General features: G+C 57.9%; 16 protein-coding genes. 10 read left to right on the forward strand and 6 right to left on the reverse strand.

Annotated features, from left to right (window positions below):
* Nucleotides 1-59 precede the first annotated feature (59 nt).
* The gene (locus J0X15_RS11995) at nt 60-1,640 is read right to left on the reverse strand and encodes a putative bifunctional diguanylate cyclase/phosphodiesterase (protein WP_206940953.1); all 1,581 of its coding nucleotides are present in this window, start codon (nt 1,638-1,640) and stop codon (nt 60-62) included.
* A gap of 525 nt (nt 1,641-2,165) precedes the next feature.
* Here J0X15_RS11995 and J0X15_RS12000 point away from each other — a divergent pair.
* Nucleotides 2,166-3,521, forward strand: coding sequence for a DEAD/DEAH box helicase (locus J0X15_RS12000; protein ID WP_206940955.1), 1,356 nt, complete (start codon nt 2,166-2,168; stop codon nt 3,519-3,521).
* Nucleotides 3,522-4,358: 837 nt separating this feature from the next.
* On the opposite strand, the gene J0X15_RS12005 is transcribed toward J0X15_RS12000, so the two are convergent.
* Nucleotides 4,359-6,038, reverse strand: coding sequence for an electron transfer flavoprotein-ubiquinone oxidoreductase (locus J0X15_RS12005; protein WP_206940956.1), 1,680 nt, complete (start codon nt 6,036-6,038; stop codon nt 4,359-4,361).
* Nucleotides 6,039-6,405: 367 nt separating this feature from the next.
* Between J0X15_RS12005 and J0X15_RS12010 the strand changes: the two genes are divergently transcribed.
* From J0X15_RS12010 to J0X15_RS12025, 4 genes are all read left to right on the forward strand, one after another.
* Nucleotides 6,406-7,362, forward strand: a complete 957-nt coding sequence (locus tag J0X15_RS12010; RefSeq protein WP_206940957.1) for a uracil-DNA glycosylase — start codon at nt 6,406-6,408, stop codon at nt 7,360-7,362.
* 175 nt (nt 7,363-7,537) lie between these two features.
* Nucleotides 7,538-8,182, forward strand: a complete 645-nt coding sequence (locus J0X15_RS12015; protein WP_206940958.1) for a PilZ domain-containing protein — start codon at nt 7,538-7,540, stop codon at nt 8,180-8,182.
* Between the two features lie 149 nt (nt 8,183-8,331).
* Nucleotides 8,332-9,222: a S49 family peptidase gene (locus J0X15_RS12020; RefSeq protein WP_206940959.1), complete on the forward strand. Its 891-nt coding sequence runs from the start codon at nt 8,332-8,334 to the stop codon at nt 9,220-9,222.
* A 108-nt stretch (nt 9,223-9,330) separates the two neighbouring features.
* Nucleotides 9,331-9,531, forward strand: a complete 201-nt coding sequence (locus J0X15_RS12025) for a hypothetical protein (RefSeq protein WP_206940960.1) — start codon at nt 9,331-9,333, stop codon at nt 9,529-9,531.
* A gap of 18 nt (nt 9,532-9,549) precedes the next feature.
* Here J0X15_RS12025 and J0X15_RS12030 read toward each other — a convergent pair whose 3' ends face one another.
* Nucleotides 9,550-10,458, reverse strand: coding sequence for a LysR substrate-binding domain-containing protein (locus J0X15_RS12030; protein WP_206940961.1), 909 nt, complete (start codon nt 10,456-10,458; stop codon nt 9,550-9,552).
* A gap of 70 nt (nt 10,459-10,528) precedes the next feature.
* Here J0X15_RS12030 and J0X15_RS12035 point away from each other — a divergent pair, with 70 nt between their 5' ends.
* Nucleotides 10,529-11,533: a DMT family transporter gene (locus tag J0X15_RS12035; RefSeq protein WP_206940962.1), complete on the forward strand. Its 1,005-nt coding sequence runs from the start codon at nt 10,529-10,531 to the stop codon at nt 11,531-11,533.
* Nucleotides 11,534-11,606: 73 nt separating this feature from the next.
* Here the strand turns inward: J0X15_RS12035 and J0X15_RS12040 are convergent, their stop codons facing one another.
* Both J0X15_RS12040 and J0X15_RS12045 read right to left on the reverse strand, forming a co-directional pair.
* Nucleotides 11,607-12,881 (reverse strand): DUF2778 domain-containing protein, encoded by a 1,275-nt coding sequence (locus J0X15_RS12040; RefSeq protein WP_231710381.1) that lies wholly within the window; start codon nt 12,879-12,881, stop codon nt 11,607-11,609.
* Between the two features lie 296 nt (nt 12,882-13,177).
* Nucleotides 13,178-14,374, reverse strand: a complete 1,197-nt coding sequence (locus J0X15_RS12045) for a DUF2778 domain-containing protein (protein ID WP_206940963.1) — start codon at nt 14,372-14,374, stop codon at nt 13,178-13,180.
* 459 nt (nt 14,375-14,833) lie between these two features.
* Here J0X15_RS12045 and J0X15_RS12050 point away from each other — a divergent pair, with 459 nt between their 5' ends.
* From J0X15_RS12050 to J0X15_RS12060, 3 genes are all read left to right on the forward strand, one after another.
* The gene (locus tag J0X15_RS12050) at nt 14,834-15,763 is read left to right on the forward strand and encodes a glycine--tRNA ligase subunit alpha (protein ID WP_206941069.1); all 930 of its coding nucleotides are present in this window, start codon (nt 14,834-14,836) and stop codon (nt 15,761-15,763) included.
* Between the two features lie 180 nt (nt 15,764-15,943).
* Nucleotides 15,944-16,498, forward strand: a complete 555-nt coding sequence (locus J0X15_RS12055; RefSeq protein ID WP_206940965.1) for a LemA family protein — start codon at nt 15,944-15,946, stop codon at nt 16,496-16,498.
* Nucleotides 16,499-16,518: 20 nt separating this feature from the next.
* On the forward strand, nt 16,519-18,486 hold the full coding sequence (locus J0X15_RS12060; protein WP_206940967.1) for a DUF2207 domain-containing protein: 1,968 nt from the start codon (nt 16,519-16,521) through the stop codon (nt 18,484-18,486).
* A gap of 14 nt (nt 18,487-18,500) precedes the next feature.
* Here J0X15_RS12060 and J0X15_RS12065 read toward each other — a convergent pair whose 3' ends face one another.
* A complete protein-coding gene (locus J0X15_RS12065; RefSeq protein ID WP_209015275.1) occupies nt 18,501-19,955 on the reverse strand; it encodes a putative bifunctional diguanylate cyclase/phosphodiesterase in 1,455 nt (484 codons plus the stop codon).
* Nucleotides 19,956-20,468: 513 nt separating this feature from the next.
* Here J0X15_RS12065 and glyS point away from each other — a divergent pair.
* Entirely contained in the window at nt 20,469-22,562 is a 2,094-nt protein-coding gene (gene glyS, locus J0X15_RS12070; RefSeq protein WP_206940969.1) for a glycine--tRNA ligase subunit beta, read from the forward strand.
* Nucleotides 22,563-22,719 lie beyond the last annotated feature (157 nt).

The raw sequence follows: 22,719 nt of genomic DNA on the forward strand, positions 1-22,719 counted from the left end.
CGCACTTTGACAAAGCCTTCGGCAGGAAACTGCCGGGGGCTTTTGTGTCTCGGGATTCGTCAGAGCATGCTGGTTGCTTCACGCTTGAGATGCGGACACTGATGTTCGAGCAGTTGCGGCACCTCTTCCGAAGGGATCGCCTTGCCGATCAGGAAACCCTGACCAAAACGGCAGCCAAGTTGTCTCAAGGCGTCCATCTGTGAAACGTTTTCGATGCCTTCCGCAGTGATCGCGATGCCCAACCCTTTGCCCAGTGCAATGACTGTCCGTACGATATTCATCTGCTTGTCGTTGGACTGGAACGTCGCGACGAAGCTCTTGTCGATCTTGATTTTGTCAAAGTAGAGGTTGGAAAGTTGCGACAGGCTTGAGTAGCCGGTGCCGAAATCATCAAGGACCACTTTGATCCCTGCTGTCCGCAAATCGTTGATCACGGTTTTTGCGAGGTCAATATCGGCGATCAGCGCGCTCTCCGTGATTTCGATCTCTAGTCGGAAAGGCGCTAGCCCGGTCTGTGCCAGGATGCGGATGATGCGGATGCCCAGCAAACGATCGACCATCATCTTTGGCGACAGATTGACGGCCAGCTGGATATTTTTCGGCCAGGAGGCAGCGTCGCTACAAGCCTGGGTCAGCAGTTGGTTCGTCAACTCCATGATCAGCCCGATATCTTCGGCCATGGCAATGAAGACATCGGGAGAGATGAAGCCGTCGTCCGGGTCCCGCCAGCGTGCCAAGGCCTCGAAAGCACGGATTTCGCCGGTCTGAAGATCGATCAGCGGTTGGTAGTAGGGGGAAATCTCTCGGGCCGTAAGCGCCAGCCGGAGGCGTTTTTCGATATCGGCGCGTTCGGCCAGTGCCTTCTTCATAAAGGGCTCATAGCCTTGCACCATGTTGCGGCCAGTTCGCTTGGCAACGCAAAGGGCTATGTCTGCGTGACTTGCAAGCTGGAGCAGGCTGTCCCCGTCCGTGGGGGCTGCGGAAAAACCGACGCAGGCACCGACCTCCAGCTGAGCGTTCTCAAACAGCATTGGCGTGGTCAGGGTACGAACCACCTCCAGTGCCATGGCTTTTAGCTCAAGCGGCTTCATCGCGCGGTCGATGGCCAGAAACTCGTCACCGCCCAGCTGGATCACCAGACCAGCGGGAAACAATCCTGTCAGCCGCGCGCCAACTTCTTTCAGCACGGCATCTCCGCCGCATTGTCCGGCCAGGTCATTGACCTTCTTGAAGTCATCCAGATTGATGGCCAGGACTGAAAAACCCTTTCGCCCGTATTGGTTTTCGACGATCCGGGGGGCTCGATCGTCAAGAAACCGGCGGTTGGGCAACCGCGTCTGATGGTCGTGATAGGCGTTCCATTGGGCTCTTGTCTCTGCGATTTCGCGTGCGGCAACTTCCCTTCGGAGATCGCTCAGGCGGCGAATGGAGTAGATGTAGCCGCCAAGGCCGGAACACAAAACCGCCAGGAAGATTTCATCCAGCTCCCATTCTTCGTGCGCAGCCAGAAAATTGATGATGATATCGAAGGCATCGGTGAGGATCGCAATTATCCAGGCCACGAGCGTACCGGCAGCCACCAAAACCGCATCGCGGGTTGCTCGTCGTCCAATTTTTGGAAGATTGAGGGGTAATTTCATTCTCTTCTCTACTTATTGAGGTGAAAATATACGGATAAAAAGTGTATGGTTTCATAATAAGACCTAGAGTAAAATATTTAAATACGTGTATTTATTGTAATAAATGACAATTGATCGCTTGCCGTTTTCTATCGCGATTGTGGGCGGTCGGGCGGCTCTCCGTGCATCGCTCTTCCGGTGAAAACGTCATAGAGCTTGACTTCCGGCGCTACACCGTAGATACGAGGCGGCATTCGACTGCCGCGTGAGCAGTTCGCGTAATGATCGTGATGAGGCATACCTCCGGGGATTCTCTTTATCGGCTTCCGCAAATTTCCAATTTATTCAGCACAGGAGACTGTGCCTGTCCCGAACTCCCGGTCACGCGAGGAGCCTGAAAGAGTTGACGTGCCCTTGGGCTGTTGACCAGGTTCCCCCGGGCGATGCCGCCGGTGATGTCTGCTGCGCGCTTGCCGCGCGCAGACCTATGTCCGGTTCGGGATATCCGGCTATACAAGGGCCGGAAACCCAATTGAAGGTATACACTTGACCGACTTCAAATCACTTGGCCTGTCCGATGTGCTTCTGAGCGCTGTTGCCGAAAGCGGCTACGAGTCGCCGACCCCCATTCAGGAAAAGGCCATTCCGCTGGTACTGGAAGGCCGCGACCTGATGGGTCTGGCTCAAACCGGTACCGGCAAGACGGCGGCTTTTGGCCTGCCGCTGGTGCAGCGTTTGCTTGACCTGGACGTTCGTCCGGAGCCTTGCGGCGCCCGTGCGCTGATTCTGGCGCCGACCCGCGAGTTGGTGAACCAGATTGCCAAGACACTTGTTTCTTATGTTCGCAAGACACCGATCCGGGTGACTTCGGTCGTCGGTGGCGTGTCGATCAATGCGCAGATGAAGCGTATGTCTCGCGGCACGGACATTCTGGTGGCAACACCGGGCCGTCTGCTTGATCTGGTTGATCGCAATGCGGTTCGTCTGCACACGGCCAACTTCCTGGTTCTGGACGAAGCGGATCAGATGCTTGATCTCGGCTTCATTCACTCTCTGCGGCGCATCGCCGGTCTGGTCGCCAAACAACGTCAGACCCTGCTGTTCTCGGCAACCATGCCGAAGCAGATCAATGAACTGGCCAGCACCTACCTGCGCGATCCGCTGCGGGTTGAAGTGGCTCCTGTCGGCAAGACCGCCGACAAGATCACTCAGTCGGTTCATTTCATGGATCAGGGCGCAAAGACCGACGCGGTCATCACCATGCTGTCCGAGAACCCGAACGATCTGTCGCTGGTTTTCTGCCGCACCAAGCATGGCGCGGAAAAGCTGATGCGCAAGATGGTTCAGGCGGGCCTGAAGGCAGCATCGATCCATGGCAACAAGAGCCAGAACCAGCGCGAACGGGCCATCAAGGCACTGCGCGATGGGGAAGTTCGAATCCTGGTTGCCACGGACGTTGCCGCACGCGGTATCGATATTCCGGGCGTCAGCCACGTTTACAACTTCGAAATGCCGGAAGTGCCGGAAGCTTATGTTCACCGGATCGGCCGTACGGCCCGTGCGGGTGCTGATGGCGACGCAGTCGCGCTCTGCGCACCAGGTGAAATTGGTTATTTCCGTCAGATCGAACGACTGACCGGCCTTTCCATTCCGGTTGCCAGCGGTATCGTTCCGCCGGACAGCGCAGCTGAAAAGCCAAGCCGTGGTGGCCGCAAAGGCGGCGGTGGCGGTCGGTCAGGCGGCGGCAACGGTCGCGGCCAGCAACGCTCCAGTGGTGGCGACAAGGGTCAGCAGAACAAGAGCGGCCGCAGTTCCGGCCCGAAGAAGGCCTTTGGTGAAAGCCAAGGTCAGAAGCCGGATGCTCGTCGCCGCCGTCCTCGGCGTGAACGCGCAGCTGCTTGATCGGAATGACAACCCGACCTGAATGGGTCGACTGATCGTCATGAAAAGCCGCCTGGAAGAAATTCCGGGCGGCTTTTTGGCTTTTAGAGCCATGCGGTTAATGCATGTCAGCCGAGCTTAAAGATGCAGCCTGTTTGAAAATATACTTAAGTATCTGATTTTAAAATGGAATTCTAGTATTGAAGAATTTTTCACCGCTTGAAAAATTACTTGATACTTGGCTGGGGCTCCGTTACCTATACGTCACATTGCGGCGCAGGCAGACACGCTTGTCGGGGATCCCTGACAGTCCAGCCTCCAATGCCTGGTCTTCCGGGTGTTCTGGACCAAAAGCTCATCTGCCTTGAGCGACGCAGCGTTCTTAAAAAAACATAAGGTCTGGCGTCCCTGGAAACGGGGAGCAGGGGATCCTTTTTCTGCAGGTGATGTGGAGAAGGGGGCCGGTCATGCGCGGCAACGGGGTCTGCGGGTACGCCCCAAACGTTGCTGCCTGTCATGACAAGTCGAGCCGTCGCGTTCCTCCTGCGACGATCGGCAAAGCTGGACGAGAGTGAGAACGCAAAACGACTCAAGTGGCACTGGGGCTCTTGGTGCAGGGCGCTTTTAGCGGGCTTAAGACCCGCAGCAGCGCGCAGGCATTCGGGCTCCGCGTCGCAGATCTCCGTAAGGCAGGTCTGCGGTCCCCATCGATCCCACTTGTGCAACTCGGGCGCTGGAAGGTTTCCTTCCAGCGCCTTGTTTGTTCGTGACAGACGATTTCACTTAATCTTGCGGGCATGAAAAAAGCCGACCGGAGACCGGTCGGCTTGCGCTGTTGTCCAATGCGAGAGAGTTGCCTCACATATTTGGATAATTCGGACCACCGGAGCCTTCTGGAACCGTCCAGACAATGTTGCCGTTTGGATCCTTGATGTCGCAGGTCTTGCAATGGACGCAGTTCTGCGAGTTGATCTGGAAACGTGGCGCCTCTGCGCCTTCTTCCACCCACTCGTAAACACCGGCAGGACAGTAACGTGTAGACGGACCGGCATAGACGTCGTGCTCCGAGGTCTTCTGCAGTTCCATGTCCTTCACCTTCAGATGGATCGGCTGATCTTCTTCATGGTTTGTGTTGGACAGGAAAACGGAGGAAAGCTTGTCGAAAGAAACTTCTCCATCCGGTTTCGGGTAAGTGATTTTCTTGCAGCCCTTGGCGGGTTTCAGCGATGCCGCGTCTGACTTGTCATGGCTGAGAGTGCCAAAGAACGAAAAGCCGAAGATCTCGTTGGTCCACATGTCGAGGCCACCGAGCGCGATGCCGACGAAGGTCCCGAATTTCGACCAGAGTGGTTTGACATTGCGAACCTTCTTCAGATCCTCGCCAATCTTGCTTTCACGCCAGGCAGTGTCAAATTCCGTCAGCTCTGCATTGTCCTTGCCCGCGGCAAGAGCCCGCGTCACATGTTCAGCTGCCAGCATGCCTGACAGCATGGCGTTGTGAGAGCCCTTGATGCGCGGCACGTTGACCAGTCCAGCAGAGCAGCCGATCAGCAGCCCGCCTGGGAACGAGAGTTTGGGGACAGACTGATATCCCCCCTCGGTGATCGCGCGTGCGCCGTAGGAAATGCGCTTGCCGCCTTCGAACGTCGGGCGAATGGCAGGATGGGTCTTGAACCGTTGGAATTCGTCGAATGGTGACAGATACGGGTTCTTGTAATTCAGGTGAAGAACGAAGCCGACCGCAACCTGGTTGTCTTCCAGGTGATACAGGAAAGAGCCGCCGCCGGTTTTTCCGTCGAGTGGCCAGCCGAAGGAGTGCTGGACCAGCCCGGACTTGTGCTTTTCCGGGGCGACCTGCCAGAGTTCCTTGATGCCGAGGCCGAATTTGGGAACGTCGGAATCCTTCGCCAGATCGAATTTCGTGATCAGTTCCTTGGCAAGCGACCCGCGTACGCCTTCTCCGATCAGCACGTATTTGCCGCGCAGCTCCATGCCACGCGTGAACATGGCGTTGGGCTTGCCGTCACGGCCAATACCCATGTCGCCTGTTGCGACGCCGACGACACGTCCCTGGTCGTCGTAAAGCACTTCGGCAGCTGCAAAGCCTGGGTAGATCTCGACGCCGAGCGCCTCGGCCTTTTCGGCGAGCCAGCGGCAGACATTGCCAAGCGAGGCGATGTAGTTGCCGTGGTTGCCCATCAGCTTGGGCATGAGAATGTTTGGCAGACGTATGGATCCGGCCGGGCCGAGCAGCAGAAACTGATCATCGGTCACAGCTGTCTTGAGCGGCGCGTTCGCGTCTTCACGCCACTCAGGCAGCAGCTCATCCAGCGCAATCGGATCAATCACCGCACCGGACAGAATATGCGCCCCGACTTCCGATCCCTTCTCCAGGACGACAACAGAGATTTCCTCTCCCTTGTCATTGGCAATCTGCTTCAACCGAATGGCTGCGGCCAATCCAGCAGGACCCGCGCCCACGATGACGACATCGACGTCCATGCTCTCGCGTGGGCCAAGCTCGTCCTGTTCCGCCATGTCTGTCTCCCTCATGTGCGTCCGACCGGATAAGAGCCCTTTATGCAGCGTTTCCGCGTTGCAAACAAAAGCCTATATGCGGTCGGATCCCGCTTTCTTATAAAATCCCTGTGGACGCCGCCGGGCAAGCGCCGATTTGGAAACATATTCGTCCCAGCAGGCCTGTTATCTAACGTTTACGTAAGCGGAATATATAGTGGTTGCCGTAAAACGCCAATGTATTCCGGGAGCGCTACTCACAGTGTTCCACAAAGGGGGGCAGGGTGTGGAAAGCCGGGGAATGCGGGGAGAGCGGGCGAAGGGTTTTGTGTTTCAACTGCAGCTTCGGTAGGGTCATCACAAATTCCTTCTCCTTCAGAGGCCTGACGTGCAGACTGACCACCAAATTCAGCGCGAACTGGAAGCCTTGCTGGAATTCCATCTGGAAGTCGGCATTGACAGTTTCCTTGGTGATGCGCCGATCGACTGGGTGGCGCGGTCTGTGGAGCTGGCGTCGGCGCAGCGACAAGCACATGCGGCTCGCACCCAACCGCAATCCCGACCTTCCGCGGGAGGGCCAGCTGCCGGCGCCCAACGGCCTGGTGCCAGTGCAGCGGTTCCGGCCTCGCCAGGACTACATTCCCCTTCAGCTGCGGCTCTTGGCTCTCCGCCGCAGGGTGAGGCGGTGGCTGCGCAGCAAGGCAAACCCGCGAATTCGACCCCGGGCTTGCCAACAGCGCAAACCGTGCAGATGGCTCGCGATATGGCAGCGTCGGCGCGCAATCTGGATGAGCTGCGAGGCCGTCTTGTCGAGTTCAATGGCTGCAGTCTGAGTTTGACGGCAAAGAATCTGGTGTTTTGCGATGGGAATCCGGAAGCGAAGGTGATGCTGGTTGGCGATGCTCCGGGTCGCGAAGAGGATCAGCAGGGAAAGCCGTTTGTTGGACGATCCGGCCAGTTGCTTGATCAGATGTTGCGGGCCATCGGTCTTGACCGGTCCTCTGCCTATATCGGCAACGTCGTGCCGTGGCGCCCGCCTGGGGACCGCACGCCGACGCAGCAGGAGACGGAACTTTGCAAGCCGTTCGTCGTTCGTCAGATAGAACTTGCTGCTCCGGAAGTTCTTGTGCTGCTCGGGGCAGCTTCCGCCAAAACGCTGATGGGGGCCACGGATGGAATTCGCAAGTTGCGTGGAAACTGGATGACTTACCCAGTTGCGGGGCGCGATATTGCATGTATCGCGACATACGACCCGGCCTACCTGTTAAAGAGTCCTATCGAGAAGCGATTTGCATGGAAAGATTTTATGGCGATACGGCATAGACTGTCTCACTCCCCTGAGTAGGTTCCATCAATACAGGAAAGCACCAAGAGTAAGCTTTCTCTTGAGCTGATGAGTACATGCTTTTTTGCAAAAAATGCACAATGTGAAAAAGTTTATAGTAAAAATTAACAGGATGTTTTGATTTGCATCCGTATATCTACCAGTGGACCTTCGTGAGTTGGGGGTAGGGGAACACTTGACCGCTTTAGCATCCGATATACCGGCATCTGCTGTTCTGCCAGTGTTCGTTGTGGACCTGGAAACGCTGACGTGCATCGAAGCGTCGGCGTCCAACTTCGGACGTGCCGGTTGTCGCATTCTGTCGGATAAGGTCTGCGAGCTGCGGGAAGTCGTCGGTCTTCGGGTCAATGGCCTGGACAAGATGCTCCGCGGCAAGATCACCTCGATTGCTCCCAACCAGGCCGATGTTACCTTCCTTTTCGAAGAGTCTCCTCAAGGTGAAAAACGTCAGGAAAAGCGTCGGGAAGTAACCATTCCCGTGCAGGTCTATGACCGTGACCGCACAATCTCCATGCATTGCCGCATTGTCGATGCCAGCCGCTCCGGATGCCGTCTGGAGGGGCCATGTCTCGAAGCTCTGCCAAAAGACATCAGCCTGCAGATCCGTGGGCTTGGCTTGCCTGTCGATGGCAAGATCGTCTGGTGTCGTGATGGCTATGCCGGCATTCAGCTCCTGTGGCAGTTCTCGTCCAGTCAGGATGTGAGCAGAATGCGCAGTTCCGCCGATGGCAGCAGACGTTTGGGCGGGACCGCCAATCCGGACGGCGACAACGCTGCCCGCAAGCGCCGTGTGCGCGGTGGTGCTTTCGGCTCCAGATAGGCTGCACGCAGGACCATGGTCTTGTGTGTCTGAATGTCGTCTCCAGCCGTCGCTTCAGCCGCTCCCCCAGATTTCTCCGTAAAGTACCATCTTATCGGCGCCTATCTGCATCCCTATATGAGGCGTTATCATGAAAGGAAGGGACGTCCGTGCTTAAGCAGATCCAGAAAATTATCCCGAAGAAATTTCGCAAGGACACGTTGTCGATACCTGTCGTTCGCCTGCAGGGCGCCATTGGCATGTCCTCCGGTCCCATGCGACAGGGATTGAATCTGGCATCGGTCGCCCAATCGCTTGACCGGGCGTTCTCGATGAAGGCTGCTCCGGCCGTGGCACTCATCGTTAATTCTCCTGGGGGCTCCCCGGTGCAGTCCCGACTGATTTTCAAGCGGATCCGCGATCTGGCAAAGGAGAAAGAGAAGGACGTCCTAGTCTTCGTCGAAGATGTAGCCGCAAGCGGCGGCTATATGATTGCGGTGGCAGGCGACGAAATCTTCGTTGACCCTTCCTCGATTGTCGGCTCAATCGGCGTTGTCTCCGCAGGCTTCGGTTTCCCGGAGCTGCTGAAAAAGGCCGGTATCGAGCGCCGCGTCTATACGGCAGGGGAAAACAAGGCGATCCTCGATCCTTTCCAGCCGGAAAAGCCAGATGACATAGCCTACCTCAAATCCTTGCAGCTGGAGATCCATGAGGTCTTCAGAGATTTGGTGAAGGAACGTCGCGGCGATGTATTGGCAGACGATCCGAGCCTGTTTACCGGTCGGTTCTGGACCGGGCGGGCGGCGCGGGATCTCGGGCTTGTCGACGGCATCGGCGATCTGCGTGAAGTGCTGAAGGAACGCTATGGTGCCAAAGCCGAAGCCAAGCTCATATCACCGCCGCGTGGCCTGTTTGGTCGGCGTACGTCGGGCGTTGGTGTTTCGGCTTTGTCTGGCCATAATGATGTTTCAGCATTGGGTCAGGACATAGGGGCAGGCGTTGTAGGCGCCAGTCTTGCGGCTGTTGAAGAACGCAGTCTGTGGGCCCGCTACGGGCTTTGAGGATGATGTAGACCGGCTCCCGGCGTTTGCCGGGGCAGCTGGTTGTGATGGGATGCGTGGGGCAAAGCCGTTCAAATGCGGGCCGCCCAGATCGGGAGACAGATCAGCATGACGGAATTGATCGGCTTTGCCGCCTTGGCCGTGGGCGGCTATTGGGTGTTTAAACGCGTAAAGAAGAAGCTGGCGGAAGCCGAGGAAACCTTGGGGGCCATGCGCAACGGCATCGCTGGCGACCGGGTTGGCAAGGCAGCTGAGGGTGTCGCTCTGGTGCAAGACCCGGTGACCGGCAAGTACCGACCGCGAACCTAGCTGGACTTGAAGAGGCCGTCAGTCCCGTAGTTCTTCCCTCAGCCATTCCAGAAGCGCCGTGACCTCGGGGCGGCGAGAGCTGGGCTGCGTGCTCCTGAACACCGATATCTCCGTAGGTCGCGGCACGTACTCCTCGCAAGGGCGCACGAGTGTATTGTCTGCCAACATGAATTCCACTGTTCGGCGCCAGCCGAGCGCTATGCCCTGTCCGGAGGCTGCCGCCTGCAAGACGACGGGATAGCTGTCGAAGTTGCGTGTCTTTGGTCGCGTCTCGGTGATCGTGCCGGTGGCCTGAAACCAGTCTTCCCATTCCAACCAGTTTTTCGGCACGACCCGATGCGAAAGAAGCCGGTAATCCGGCAGTCTTTCCGCTGGCAAGGGACGAAGCGTCTCGGTGATGTAGTCCGGGCTGCAGACTGGGAAGATTTCATCCGAGGCGGTGAAGAGCAACGGATAGGACCCTTGTTGCCTGCCTGTCGTCTGAATCGCCAGATCGAAGGGGCGTTCAAAGGTTGCCAACGGCACGAGCGAGCTGGCGAGATTGACCTCAATCTCCGGGTGTAAATGGTGAAACCGTGCCAGCCGTGGCGTCAACCAGTAGAACGCTTCGCAGAGCTGGCACACAAGCACGACCTCATTGCTGGCTGCGACACCGCGAATGCGTCCGGTTTCGGCTGCAATGTCGCTCAGGCTGGTTCCGACCGTTTGCCCGAACCGGCGCCCTTCTTCGGTCAGGAAGACACCGCGATTGCGTCGCTCAAACAAAGTGATGCCGAGGTCTTTCTCCAACAATCGGATCTGCTTGCTGACAGCAGCCTGGGTCAGGCCGAGCTCTTCTGCTGCGCGGGTGAAGCTCTCATGACGGGCGGCAGCCTCGAAGGGGAGAAGGCTGGAGATCGGAGGAAGCGAACCGCGCAGCAAATTCATGACTCCAGGTTTTGAAAAATGGCTGATAAGTCGTTTTTAGATGGTGTGATCCAATGCCATAGGTAATCCTATGACATGGATTGACCAAACGCAAAAGACGCCTCCCTATGGCTTGCAGAGGGCTTGGCAGATTCTTCGGGTGCCAGGCTTTCGCGACCCGCAGACCCAGGGCATCCTGTGCATTCTGGGTGCGGTGGCGTTGCTGTCCTTGTCCGATGCCATCGTCAAGGCACAAGATGGAAGTGTTGGCCTCGGGCAACTCCTATTTCTGCGCTCTGGGTTTGCCTTGGTAATCATTTTTATTGCCGCTTTCCTATCGGGGCGGCTCAGCGCCTTGTGGCCTCAAAACGCGAAGGCTGTCGCAGTGCGCAGTCTGTGTCTCGGTGGGATGTGGCTGTCGTATTACGCGTCTCTGCCGCTTTTGCCGTTACCTGTCGCCGCGGCTGGTTTTTACACAAGCCCCTTCTTCATGGCTCTTTTCACCGTGCTTTTGACCAGAGAAAAAGTCGGGGCAAATCGGTGGCTGATTGTTCTCTGCGGAATTGGAGGTGTCCTCCTTATGCTGCGTCCGACAGAAAGTGAGATTCCCTGGCCAATCGGCTTGGCAGTGTTGGCCGCTGCGCTCTATGCCCTGGCAGCGCTGGTCACCCGAGGTGGATGTCGACACGAGTCCGTCTGGTCGCTGGCCTTTTGCCTCAACTGGGTTCTGGTGCTGCTCGGTGCAGGGCTCTCAGCGGGCCTTTGGGCTTTTCCACCTCCGGATACGTGGCAGGATGCAGCACCCTTCCTCCTGACAGGATGGAGGCAAGTCGATGGGCCAACTCTGCTGCTGATGCTCGGGCTCGGTGTGCTGCTCGCCCTCATCTGTGGCGGTGTGGCCAAAGCTTATCAATCGGCACCGGCTCCGGTCGTTGGCGTATTCGATAATTTCTACGTGATTTTCGCTGGGTTCTGGGCGGTGGTGCTCTTCAGCCAGCAGTTCGAGCTGCTCGACTATGCCGCCATCGCCATCATCTCCCTTTCGGGAGGCTTGGCGGCGTTTTCCAGGGGCAGTGCGTCAGGCAGAAAGCTTTGAGCTGTTTGGATGCAAATGAAAAAGGCGCCCCGTGTCCACGGAGCGCCTTTTTCTGTTCATCGGTGTTGCTCGATCAGAGCGAGGCCATATAGGTCGGCAATTCGTTCATGCGTGGCACCACGATCAAGGTGTGGACCTTGCCCGCCTTGAAGGCATTGAGGAATTTCGCATAGTCCTTGAAGGCGACGCAGCCATGGGACCCGATACGCCCGCGCAGCAGGTTCGTGTGGGTCAGCATCCCGTCGCGGCCATACATCGCTGCGCGGTCTCTGGGCAGCATCCGGATGGCTTCGACGCCGTGGAACAGGCTTTCCCGCATCCGCAGCTTGTAGATATTGGGTGGTGTCGGGCCGCGGTTCTTCTTTTTGAAGTGGCGCGGGTCGTCCATCATCTTGCCAATGCCGGAATGCGCTTCCAGCTCGGTGCCATCTGGCATATGCACGGTGGCTTCGCTGATGTCATAGACGGCAATACCACTGCCACGGCCGGGCAGGGCGGAGGTGCCGCCGTTGAAGATCTTGGATAGGCCACTGAAGACGCCATTGTCATCGTCCTCAGGTCGGTTCGCTGGAGCATAGGCCATGGCCTGAGGTGCCCGAGCTGTCCGAGCTGTCTGAGCTGTCTGGCTAGCTTGAGGTTTCGGAGCCGCCGGGCGCTTCGTTGGGACCGGGATCATCATCTCGGGGGCAATCGAAGCAACAACCAGTTTTTCATCTGACGCCGCTGCAGCACCATCATTTTCTGGAAGATCCGCCTGGGCAACAGCCTGGGGAGCTTCATTCGAAGCGGCAGGGACGTTGGCTGCGACCGATTGCACATCAGCCTGCCCAATCAGGGCGACACGTTCCGTCAGAACCTGACGAAGCGCAGACATTGCCGCTGTTTTCAGCCGCTCGAGTTGCTGACGCGCCTGATTTTCAGCCGCCAGGGTTTCAGCTTCGGCTACTGCTGTTTCCTGTGCGGCTTTTTTCGCCTGGTCGGCGGCTGCAAGCTTTTCAGTGGTTTTAGCCTTCCGGACGGCTTCGGCATGGGCCGCAGCTTCTTTTTGCGCCATGACCTGGGCAATCATCGCGGCTCGGTCCTTGCCGGTCAGCACCTGCAGGCTGGGTTCCGACCAGATCGCAGAACGGGCCACCTTGTCAGAGACCGCAGATTGTCCTGTCTTGGAAGGAGAAAGCAGGCTGGCAAAATTCAGATTGAAAGCGCCCTCGTCGGACAGACTGAGGGAGGTGATCATTCCCACCGGTCCGGCAAGCAGCGCCAGAAGCAGAAGGAGGGTCGGGCGCGTCTTTCGCGCACCTTTATGTGCCGCGGCGCGTGGCCGGCGGTCGATAGGCGGTTTACTCATACTCATTGGGTCCAATTACGCGTCCCCACGCGACCTACTTGCCGCGCCAGATACCAAGTCATCCCGCACAAAGAAGCGATGTTCCGCTTCAATGTAGATGTTCATTAACTATAGGGAAACTTGGTAACCAAGACGTTTACGGCCAATTGCGTTTTGCGCTGGTATCTTCGCGAAGCTGCGGGACTCCGGCGAAATACGGATGGTGAATCAATCTGAAATTTTTTCCCAAGCCTGTGTAGCGACGATTTTGGGCGAGGTGGAGGCACCTCAGTTGAACAAACGGGAGCGCTCATTTGTCAGAGCATTGCCAGATAGGTTGGCAGTTCTCCCAGGTGTGGAACGACTATGATCTGCTTCACCTTGCCGGACTTGTAGGCCTTCAGAAATTTCGCATAGTCCTGAAAGGCGATGCAGCCGGCGGATCCGATGCTACCCCGGCGCAGTGGACTATGGGTCAGAATACCGTTGCGGCCGTGCATCTTCTTAACGTCAACAGGCAGCATGCGGACAGCCTCTACGCCGTGGAAAAGCCGCTCACGCATCCGCAAATTATAAACGTTCGGCGGGGTCGGGCCTTTGTTGCGGCGCTTGGTGTATTTGGGGTTGTCCAACATGGGGCCAAGGCCGGAGTGCGCTTCCAGCTTCGTGCCGTCGGGCATGTAGACCGTGGCGCCAGAGATGTCATAAACGGCGACCTTGCTGCCGCGACCAGGCAGACGCCCGGTCCAGTGACCGGTCGGCAAGCCGGGCTCATCCGACGGCGAAGTGCGGAACACCTTGTTGAGCCCGCCGTAGACACCGTCCTCGTTCGACAGGTCTGGGCCCGCTGGTGCATAGCTCAGAGCGAGAAATGTCGACTGGCGTTTCACTGCAGTCTTTTGGACCGCCGTCAGTTCCGGGCGGTTTTCGGGAACCGGAATGGACTCTGGCAGTTCCCCCACAATCGGCTGTGCGCGAGGCGGTGTGGTGTTGAACAGCGTGGTATCGACATCGATTGCCGCCAGCGGTGCGGGCTTTTCCGGGCCATGATCGGCGATCTTGCGGGCGCCGACAAACCGGCGCAGATCCGCCAGAGCAACGGCTTTGCCTTGACGCTTGATGCGGCGAACTTCCGCCGTCTGGTATGGCGACAGGGGATGGGCGCGGAACAGACCGATCATGTCGCCGCTGATGCTCGAAAACTGTCTGGCGAGATCCGCTCTGGTCAGCTTTTCATACCAGGTTGGAGTTTCCGTGCGGAGCGACGAGGTAACGGGAGGTGCTTCTCTGTGGGGTTGAAACTCGGCAATAGGCGAGTCTGGGATCACCGTGGTCTGCGCTTCGAGAGTGTAAGGCACTGAAATCGGGTGCTGTGAGGTCTGGCCGACCATCAGGCAAACGGCGGCAATCAGCACGGTGGCGCTGAATACACGGGCAAAGTGACGGTGACGTACGATGACGGCATCAGTGAGGATTGCGGCGGCCTGCCGGGCGCCGGTCGACTGATCATGCATGGCTCTTTGGGTCCACTAAATATTCTGTCAGGACTTTGAATCCTGCAGACACACAGGACGTCTTTCCGGTCGGGCGAGTTTCCTCGCTCCCGGCACATCCTTCAGCTAAGGGAGATACAAACCGCTTTTCGGTTGCCTCTTCGAATACGCGGCTGAAATCATCTAAAAATGGCTAGAATCAGGCACTTTCCGTAAGAGCAGGATGATTGCGCATCTTCTAGTTAACCGCGCAATTTTCGGTCGCCGTGCCTCCGGGATTGCACCTAGCCTGTTCTGACAGGGTCTGTGCTGGACTGGCTGCAATGGCGATCTCGGGCGGTGCAAACCGGCTGATCGCTTGACCTTGCCGTGCTCCCGTGGCACGTGTCGCCGCTGATCAGATATTACGGGGCCATGCCCCTTGCACAAAGACTTTGCGCGGAACGAGAACTCATGTCGAACGACACCCTGCCGGCCCATATGCGCCCTGAAAACTCCTTTCAGGGCCTGATCCTGACCTTGCAGCGCTTCTGGGCGGATCAGGGCTGTGTTGTCCTGCAGCCCTATGACATGGAAGTTGGTGCGGGCACATTTCACCCCGCTACGACCCTGCGCTCTCTGGGGCCGCGCCCATGGAAGGCAGCTTACGTGCAGCCTTCGCGCCGTCCGACCGACGGACGCTACGGTGAGAACCCGAACCGTCTGCAGCATTACTATCAGTTCCAGACGATCCTCAAGCCGTCACCGGCAAATCTACAGGACCTGTACCTTCAGTCGCTCTACGCCATAGGTCTGGATCCCAAGCTTCACGACATTCGCTTTGTCGAAGATGACTGGGAAAGCCCGACGCTGGGGGCCTGGGGACTTGGCTGGGAGTGCTGGTGCGACGGGATGGAAGTGTCGCAGTTCACCTATTTCCAGCAAGTGGCCGGTTTTGAATGTTCGCCAGTATCCGGTGAGCTGACTTACGGTCTGGAGCGCATCGCAATGTATGTGCAGGGTGTCGATAACGTTTATGACCTCAACTACAACGGCCAGGAGGGCGACGCCAAGGTCACCTATGGCGATGTATTCCTGCAGGCTGAGCAGGAATATTCTCGCCATAACTTCGAGCATGCGGACACCGAGATGCTGTTCCGACACTTCAAGGATGCGGAGCATGAGTGCAAGGCGCTTCTGGCCGCTGGCGCAAAGGCTCAGGAAGAGACAGGGGCTGATGTGCACCAAGTCGTGCTTCCGGCCTACGACCAGTGCATCAAGGCCTCTCATGCCTTCAATTTGCTGGACGCTCGTGGCGTGATTTCCGTGACGGAGCGCCAGAGCTACATTCTGCGGGTGCGCGAACTGGCCAAGGCCTGTGGCGCGGCTTTCCTGAAGACCAAGGCAGGCGGCGTCGGCTACGAGGGCTGAGCCAGGTCGTCAGCACTACGTGATTTCAAGGCGGCCTCGTGCCGCCTTTTTCATGTCTGACCCAGGCTATCTGAGGCTGATGAGCAATTTTAGCCTTTGCCGCGATAATGGCTTGATGACTTTGCGAGGCCAGGGAGATAGCGTTGTTTGCAACAGCATTTATCTTTCAGGATTCTTCTTATGAGTTTGATTGTTCTGGCCGTTGTCGCCGCTCTCATTGGCTATCTGGTTGCGCTCTATAATGGCCTCGTCAAGAAGCGACAGATGGTCGAAGAAGGCTGGTCGGGGATCGACGTGCAGCTCAAACGCCGCGCCGACCTCATTCCCAATCTGGTGGAAACCGTGAAGGGCTACGCAAGCCACGAAAAGGAAACCCTGGAAGAAGTAACCGCCATGCGGGCCAGGGTCGGTCAGGTCAGCAATGGCAATCCGGCAGACCGGGCGGTTGCCGAAGGCGCACTGTCCCAGGCGCTTGGCCGTCTGTTGGCGGTCGCCGAGGCCTATCCGGAGCTCAAGGCCGACAGCAACTTCCGCGCCCTGCATGAGAGTCTCGACATGATCGAAGATGCGTTGCAAAAGGCTCGCCGCTATTACAACGGTGCGGTGCGCATGCTCAATGTGGCGGTCGAGAGCTTCCCTTCGAACCTTGTCGCGGGGCAATTCGGGTTCATGAAGGCGGACTACTTCGAAATTGAAGATGCCTCGGACCGCGCAGTCCCCAAGATCAGCTTCTAAACACCGGAAAGGCGCGCGCAATGCGTATGACCTTGATCGCTCGCCGTGTGATCTGTCTTCTGGCTGTGCTGCTTGGCTGTGCCTTGCTGAGCACCCGTGCCGACGCCAATGAGGCGATCACGAATTTCCACGCAGCCATTGATGTGGCCGAAGATGGCACCCTGACGGTGACGGAAGAGATCACTGTGCAAGCGGAAGGCGATCAAATCCGCCGCGGCATCTACCGCGATCTGCCGCTCATTTTCGAGATGGCCTCCGGGCGCAAGGCACGCGCCGGATTTGAGCTGGTCTCCGTGGAACGAGACGGTGCCTCCGAGCCCTACCGGGTGGAGCGGTCTGGCGATGGCGTGCGCATCTATATCGGTGACAGCGACGTCTTTCTGGAGCCGGGCCTCTATCGCTACACCATCACCTATCTGACAACCCGCCAGATCCGTTTCTTTGACAGCCACGACGAAGTCTACTGGAACGTCACCGGTAACCTCTGGGGCTTTCCAATCAACAAGGCATCGGCTCAGGTGACCCTGCCTGCCGGGGTGACCGCCTCAAGGTGGGACGGTTACACCGGCGCCTATGGCCAGACAGGTAAGGACTTCCGCTCTGAAAGCCGCAGCGGGTCGCATCAGGTCTATTTCGAGACAACGCGCCCGTTGGCACCTCGCCAGGGCCTGACGATTGTCGTGGCAATGCCAAAGGGCGCGGTTGTCCCGCCCACCGAAGCAGACGAGATAGGCTGGTTGTTGAGCGATTACAGCGCGGAAATCGCTGGTGCATTCGGGCTTCTGGTGGTGCTGGGCTACTATGTTTTTGCCTGGGGCCGGGTCGGTCGTGACCCTCCTGCGGGCGTCATCTACCCGCGCTTCGAAGCGCCGGAAGGGATTTCGCCCGCACTGGCCAGTTACATAGAGGACCGCGGATTTGCCGGTCAGGGCTGGACGGCGCTCTCTGCTGCCTGCATCAGCTTGGCTGTGAAGGGAAAGCTGGTGTTGGAACAGCTGAGCGACGGCCTGCGGCTTGAGCTGGTGCAAGGAGGCGGGACAGCCGGTCCCTGGGGCGGGAAGCCTGTGTCCGCGGACGAACTGCCCTCTGGAGAAGCGGCGGTTCTGCGCTTCCTGGATCGTCAAGGCGGCGCATTTTCGGTGAACAAAGACAACGGCCCGTCGGTCGTCCTGCTTGGCAACTCCTTTCGCTCGGCCATCGAGAAAGAGAGTCGTCAGCGGTATTTCAAGTCCAATCTTGTCTTCTCAGCCATCGGGGTTCTTTTCAGCCTGCTGGCGGTGGTGGGTATCATCAACTTCGGCGACGTCAGTGGGGATGAGATAGCCATTACTCTTCCCTTGATGATTATCGGAACCGTCGCCTCCTGCATGTTGATCACGGTTGTGAACTCGCTGTCTGGCTCGCGAAGCCTCTTGCAACGTGTCGGGAGCATCATGGGCTTGTTCTTCGTCCTGATCGTTCTGCTCGTGCTTGGCGGTGCTTCTGCCGTGGCGGCCTTCAGTGAAGGCAGCTTGCTGACCTTGGTTGCGGTGCTGATCGTCGCGACCAACGTCTTCTTCATCGCGCTCATGGGCGCGCCGACCGCGCTCGGGAGAAGCGTTCTGGATGCCATCGAGGGGCTGAAGCTTTATCTTGAGGTGGCAGAGGCGGAGCGTATGAACATGGAAGGCGTTCCGCGCATGTCTCCTGATCATTTCGAGCATCTGCTGCCCTATGCGGTGGCATTGGGCGTGGAGAAGCCCTGGGCAGAGACGTTTGCATCCTGGTTGAGGACGGCAACCCCGGCGGAGGGTACGTCCTATCAGCCGCGATGGTCCCGTGGGGCAGGCTTCGATGCCCATAACATCGCAGGGGCGTTGTCTGGAACGACCGGCGCCCTGGCTAGCAGCTTCTCGTCGTCGGTCCCAGCGCCAAAGTCGTCCAGTTCCGGTTTTTCGGGAGGTTCGTCCGGTGGGGGTGGCGGAGGAGGCGGTGGCGGGGGCTGGTGAACCAGTCGTCCGCGCTAGCTGGCGTTTTCCGTCAGCTGTTTCATTTCTGCGGCAGACCCGGCTGGTGCAATCCAGCCGCCAGCTTGAACAAGTTTGGTCGCAGCTTCTGCCGTGAGGCTGGTACCAAAATAATGGCCTTGACCGGCTTCGCATTGGCGGTCGCTAAGCCAGTCTACGATTTCCTTCTGTTCAAGGCCTTCGGCGACGACCCGCAAGTTGAGGCCTTTTGTCAGCACCAGAACCGCCTCGACCATGGCGGCGCATTCCGGGTCCTTCAGCACGCCGCAGACAAAATTGTCATCGATCTTGACCGTGTCGATGGGCAATTGACGCAGAATATTGAGGCTCGAATTGCCAACGCCATAGTCATCGAGTGCGAGCTTGATACCACTGTCGGCGAGTTGCCGCAGCACGGGGTGGGACAGCTTCACATTTCGGCTGAGTGCAGCTTCACTGATGTCCAGGGTGATCCGTTGCGGCAAAACACCACTCTCTGCAAGCACGGCGGCCAGCTTCAGCGGAAATCCCTGTTCCTGCAGCTTCAGTGACGAGATGTTGAGGCTGAGGTCGATGTCGTCAGGCCACCGGCTTGCAGCCTTACATGCCTGACGCAGAATATTCTCCGTCAGTTCGGAGATCATGCCGGCGTCTTCTGCGATCGGGATGAACTGATTGGGTGGGACGTAGCCAAAGTCCGGGTCGTACCAGCGGGCGAGGGCTTCAAAGCCGATAATCTTGTTGTCGCTCAGCCGAATGATCGGCTGGTATTCCGGCTTCAAGGCGTCGCTGTCCATCGCACGCCGTAGCCGCTGCTCCAGCAGGGAGCGGTGCAAAATGGAAGCGTCCATCTCAATCTCAAAGAACCGAAACAACGAGGTGCCAGACGTCTTGGCGCGATACAGCGCTATATCGGCACGGCGCAATAGTTCCGAGGACGAATGCCCGTCGTCGGGAAACAGGGAAATGCCGACCCCAGACCCAATACGGATTTCGCGTCCCTCGATGTCGAAGGGCTTCTGAATGGCAGCAAGCAGCCGTCGCGCAAGACTTCCTGCATCGGGCTTTTCTGACAGCACCGGAGAAACAATTGCGAACTCATCGCCGCCAAGTCTGGCGACCAGACCTTCACTGCCGACTTCCAGGGTCAATCTCTCGGCAAACTTGCACAGAAGGATGTCGCCGACCCCATGTCCGTAGAGATCGTTGACGGGTTTGAAGCCATCGACGTCCAGCATCAGCACGGCGCGGCATTCGTCCGGCTGAACTTGGTCCATCAGGTCGTTGAAGCTGTCGTCGAGTTTTCGTCGGTTGGGCAGGCCGGTCAGGGCGTCGTGCTTGGCCAGTTCAATGGCCGCGTTCTCCGCATGGCGGTGCTCGGTCAGCCGGTGCTTCATCCGGGTCAATGAAAAGGCCGCGGCAACGATCGCGAAGATGCCCATGCAGAAGCCGATGCTGACCAAAGTTTCCACCAAGTGCAGCACTAGATGGCTGGATCTTTGGGTGACATACAACAGTGGGTGGAACAGGGCGAGCAAATAGCCTGACGGAATCGCTGCGCCAACGACAAGCAAAAGAGTCCCGAGCTGTCGTTTCGAAATTAAGGTGTCAGGCTTCACGAATGGCCCCGTTTCAACGGTTTAGTAGCGGGCGAGAATGCCATTGCTTCCTTTCCGAAGGATGAAGTTGAAACAGAGAAATCTCATTAAAAACAGCAACTAAGCAGTTTTACGAAGGCGTGTCCTTGAATTGCGGGGATATCCACTTGCACTCTTACGCTCCGCATACGGCGGAGACCATACGGCACCGGCCTCAGGGAAATTGCCTCCGCTCAACCCAAACCAACCGGCCAAGGGGGTGACAATCACGGGCTGACTTGGTAACGGACATGCCAGAGATTTGTCGGGGCAGGACTGCTCCGGAAACCCAAGCCAGTTTTAAAAGGACCTGAAGATGCAGGTCCGACCTGAAGGTATGTAAGACCGATGCCCGACCTCCTGCTTGAACTCTTCAGCGAGGAAATTCCTGCGCGCATGCAACGTCGCGCTGCGGACGATTTGAAGTCGCTTGTCACCAATGCACTTGTGGATGCCGGACTACCCTATGAAGGCGCGAAGGCATTTGCCACGCCGCGCCGTCTGGCTCTGCATGTAGCGGGCGTTCCGGCTGCCTCCAAGGCGACACGGGAAGAACGCAAGGGACCACGTGTCGGCGCTCCGGAAAAGGCTGTCGAAGGGTTTTTGCGTGGTGCGGGGCTGTCGTCCATTGACGAAGCGACCATACAGTCCGACCCGAAGAAGGGCGAGTTCTACGTTGCGGTCATCGAGAAGCCGGGCCGCACGGCCATCGAGATTTTGGCCGAAGTATTGCCAGGCCTGATCAAGGGCTTTCCTTGGCCGACCTCCATGCGCTGGGGCACGGGCTCCATGCGGTGGGTTCGCCCATTGCATTCCATTGTCGCGACATTTGGTCCGGAAACCGAAGAGCCCGACGTTGTCCCTTTTGAAGTCGAGGGCATCGTCTCCGGCACAACCACTCGTGGTCATCGGTTTCTGGCGGATGAGGCTTTTGAAGTTCGTCGCTTTGATGATTACGCGCCGAAGCTGGAAAAGCACAAGGTTGTCCTCGATGCGGACCGCCGCAAGGACATCATCCTGAACGACGCCAAGAACAACGCGATGGCGCTGGGCCTGGATCTCGTCGAGGATCCTGGCCTTCTGGAAGAGGTTGCAGGCTTGGTCGAATGGCCGGTGGTCCTGATCGGCTCATTTGAAGAAGAGTTCCTGGAAATTCCGGATGAATGCATCCGTCTGACCATCCGCGCCAACCAGAAGTGCTTTGTGCTGAAGAACCCGGAGACGGGCCGCCTCGCCAACCGCTTTGTGCTGACCTCCAACATTGAAGCAGTTGATGGTGGCAAGGAAATCATCCACGGCAACGAAAAGGTCATCCGCGCGCGTCTGTCCGATGCTCGCTTCTTCTGGAACACCGATCTGAAGACCAAGCTGGCCGACAATCTGCCCAAGCTCGACAGCATCGTTTTCCACGAAAAGCTCGGCACGCAAGGCGCACGCGTCAAGCGTCTGGAAGCGCTGGCAAAAGAGATCGCACCGCACGTTGGTGCCGATGTCGACAAGGCAAAACGCGCAGCGCGCCTTTCCAAGACAGATCTGGTCTCTCAGATGGTCTATGAATTCCCAGAACTGCAGGGATTGATGGGCCGCACATATGCTGCCAAGCAGGGCGAGGATGCCTCTGTTGCCATCGCCATTGAAGATCATTATCGCCCGCAAGGCCCGAGCGACAAGGTTCCCACCGATCCGGTTGCCATCGCTGTTGCACTGGCCGACAAGCTGGATTTGCTGGCGGGCTTCTGGGCCATCGATGAAAAGCCGACCGGTTCGAAGGATCCCTTCGCGCTGCGTCGCGCAGCCCTCGGCGTCATCCGCATTATTCTGGAAAACGGCCTGCGGGTCTCTCTGAGTGATCTGATCGGACGTGCCGTGGCGCGCTTGTCCGTCAACGTCGAAGGTCAGAAGACCGACGAGATCATTGCAGATCTCATGTCCTTCTTCGCTGATCGTCTGAAAGTCTACCTGAAGGACGAGGGCGCTCGCCACGACCTGATCGACGCCGTTCTGGCACTGGGTGGTCAGGATGACTTGCTGATGGTTGTTCGGCGGGTTGAGGCGTTGGGCAAGTTCGTTGCCTCAGATGATGGCGCCAATCTGGCCGCAGGCTACAAGCGTGCGGTCAACATCCTGCGTGCGGAAGAAAAGAAAGACGGCGCCAAGGTCTCAGGCGAACCTCAGGCAGAGTATTTCCGCGAACAGGCAGAGATCGATCTGGCAGCTGCCATCAAGACAGCCCGTTCAGAAGCTGCCGAAGCGGTGAAGTCGGAAGACTTTGAGGCAGCCATGAGCGGCCTGTCGAGACTGCGGGCACCGGTGGACAAATTCTTCGAGGATATTTTGGTCAACGCCGAGGAATCTGAAATCCGTATGAACCGCTTGCGCCTGTTGTCCGAAATCCGCGACGCCGTTCATGTGGTGGCTGACTTTTCAAAAATCGCGGGCTAAGCCTGCAAATTTCACGCGGAGTCATCCCGGACGAAGGCGATGCCTGAAGATCCGGGGTCGGAGTGTCGAGAGCCTTGCGCTTCTAAGTCGCTGAGCCTCGGCCCGCCGGTCCTGGATAAAGCCTTTTGGCTTTTTCCGGATGACTGAAATGATATTG

The organism is Roseibium limicola, assembly GCF_017313085.1.
In the GTDB taxonomy this organism is placed as follows: domain Bacteria; phylum Pseudomonadota; class Alphaproteobacteria; order Rhizobiales; family Stappiaceae; genus Roseibium; species Roseibium limicola.

Coding starts and splice junctions, on each gene's coding strand:
- glyS (WP_206940969.1), top strand. CDS start 20,469: ATGCCCGACCTCCTGCTTGAACTCTTCAGCGAGGAAATTCCTGCGCGC.
- J0X15_RS12050 (WP_206941069.1), top strand. CDS start 14,834: ATGCGCCCTGAAAACTCCTTTCAGGGCCTGATCCTGACCTTGCAGCGC.
- J0X15_RS12040 (WP_231710381.1), bottom strand. CDS start 12,881: ATGAGTAAACCGCCTATCGACCGCCGGCCACGCGCCGCGGCACATAAA.
- J0X15_RS12030 (WP_206940961.1), bottom strand. CDS start 10,458: ATGAATTTGCTGCGCGGTTCGCTTCCTCCGATCTCCAGCCTTCTCCCC.
- J0X15_RS12005 (WP_206940956.1), bottom strand. CDS start 6,038: ATGGCGGAACAGGACGAGCTTGGCCCACGCGAGAGCATGGACGTCGAT.
- J0X15_RS12055 (WP_206940965.1), top strand. CDS start 15,944: ATGAGTTTGATTGTTCTGGCCGTTGTCGCCGCTCTCATTGGCTATCTG.
- J0X15_RS11995 (WP_206940953.1), bottom strand. CDS start 1,640: ATGAAATTACCCCTCAATCTTCCAAAAATTGGACGACGAGCAACCCGC.
- J0X15_RS12035 (WP_206940962.1), top strand. CDS start 10,529: ATGACATGGATTGACCAAACGCAAAAGACGCCTCCCTATGGCTTGCAG.
- J0X15_RS12060 (WP_206940967.1), top strand. CDS start 16,519: ATGCGTATGACCTTGATCGCTCGCCGTGTGATCTGTCTTCTGGCTGTG.
- J0X15_RS12025 (WP_206940960.1), top strand. CDS start 9,331: ATGACGGAATTGATCGGCTTTGCCGCCTTGGCCGTGGGCGGCTATTGG.
- J0X15_RS12045 (WP_206940963.1), bottom strand. CDS start 14,374: ATGCATGATCAGTCGACCGGCGCCCGGCAGGCCGCCGCAATCCTCACT.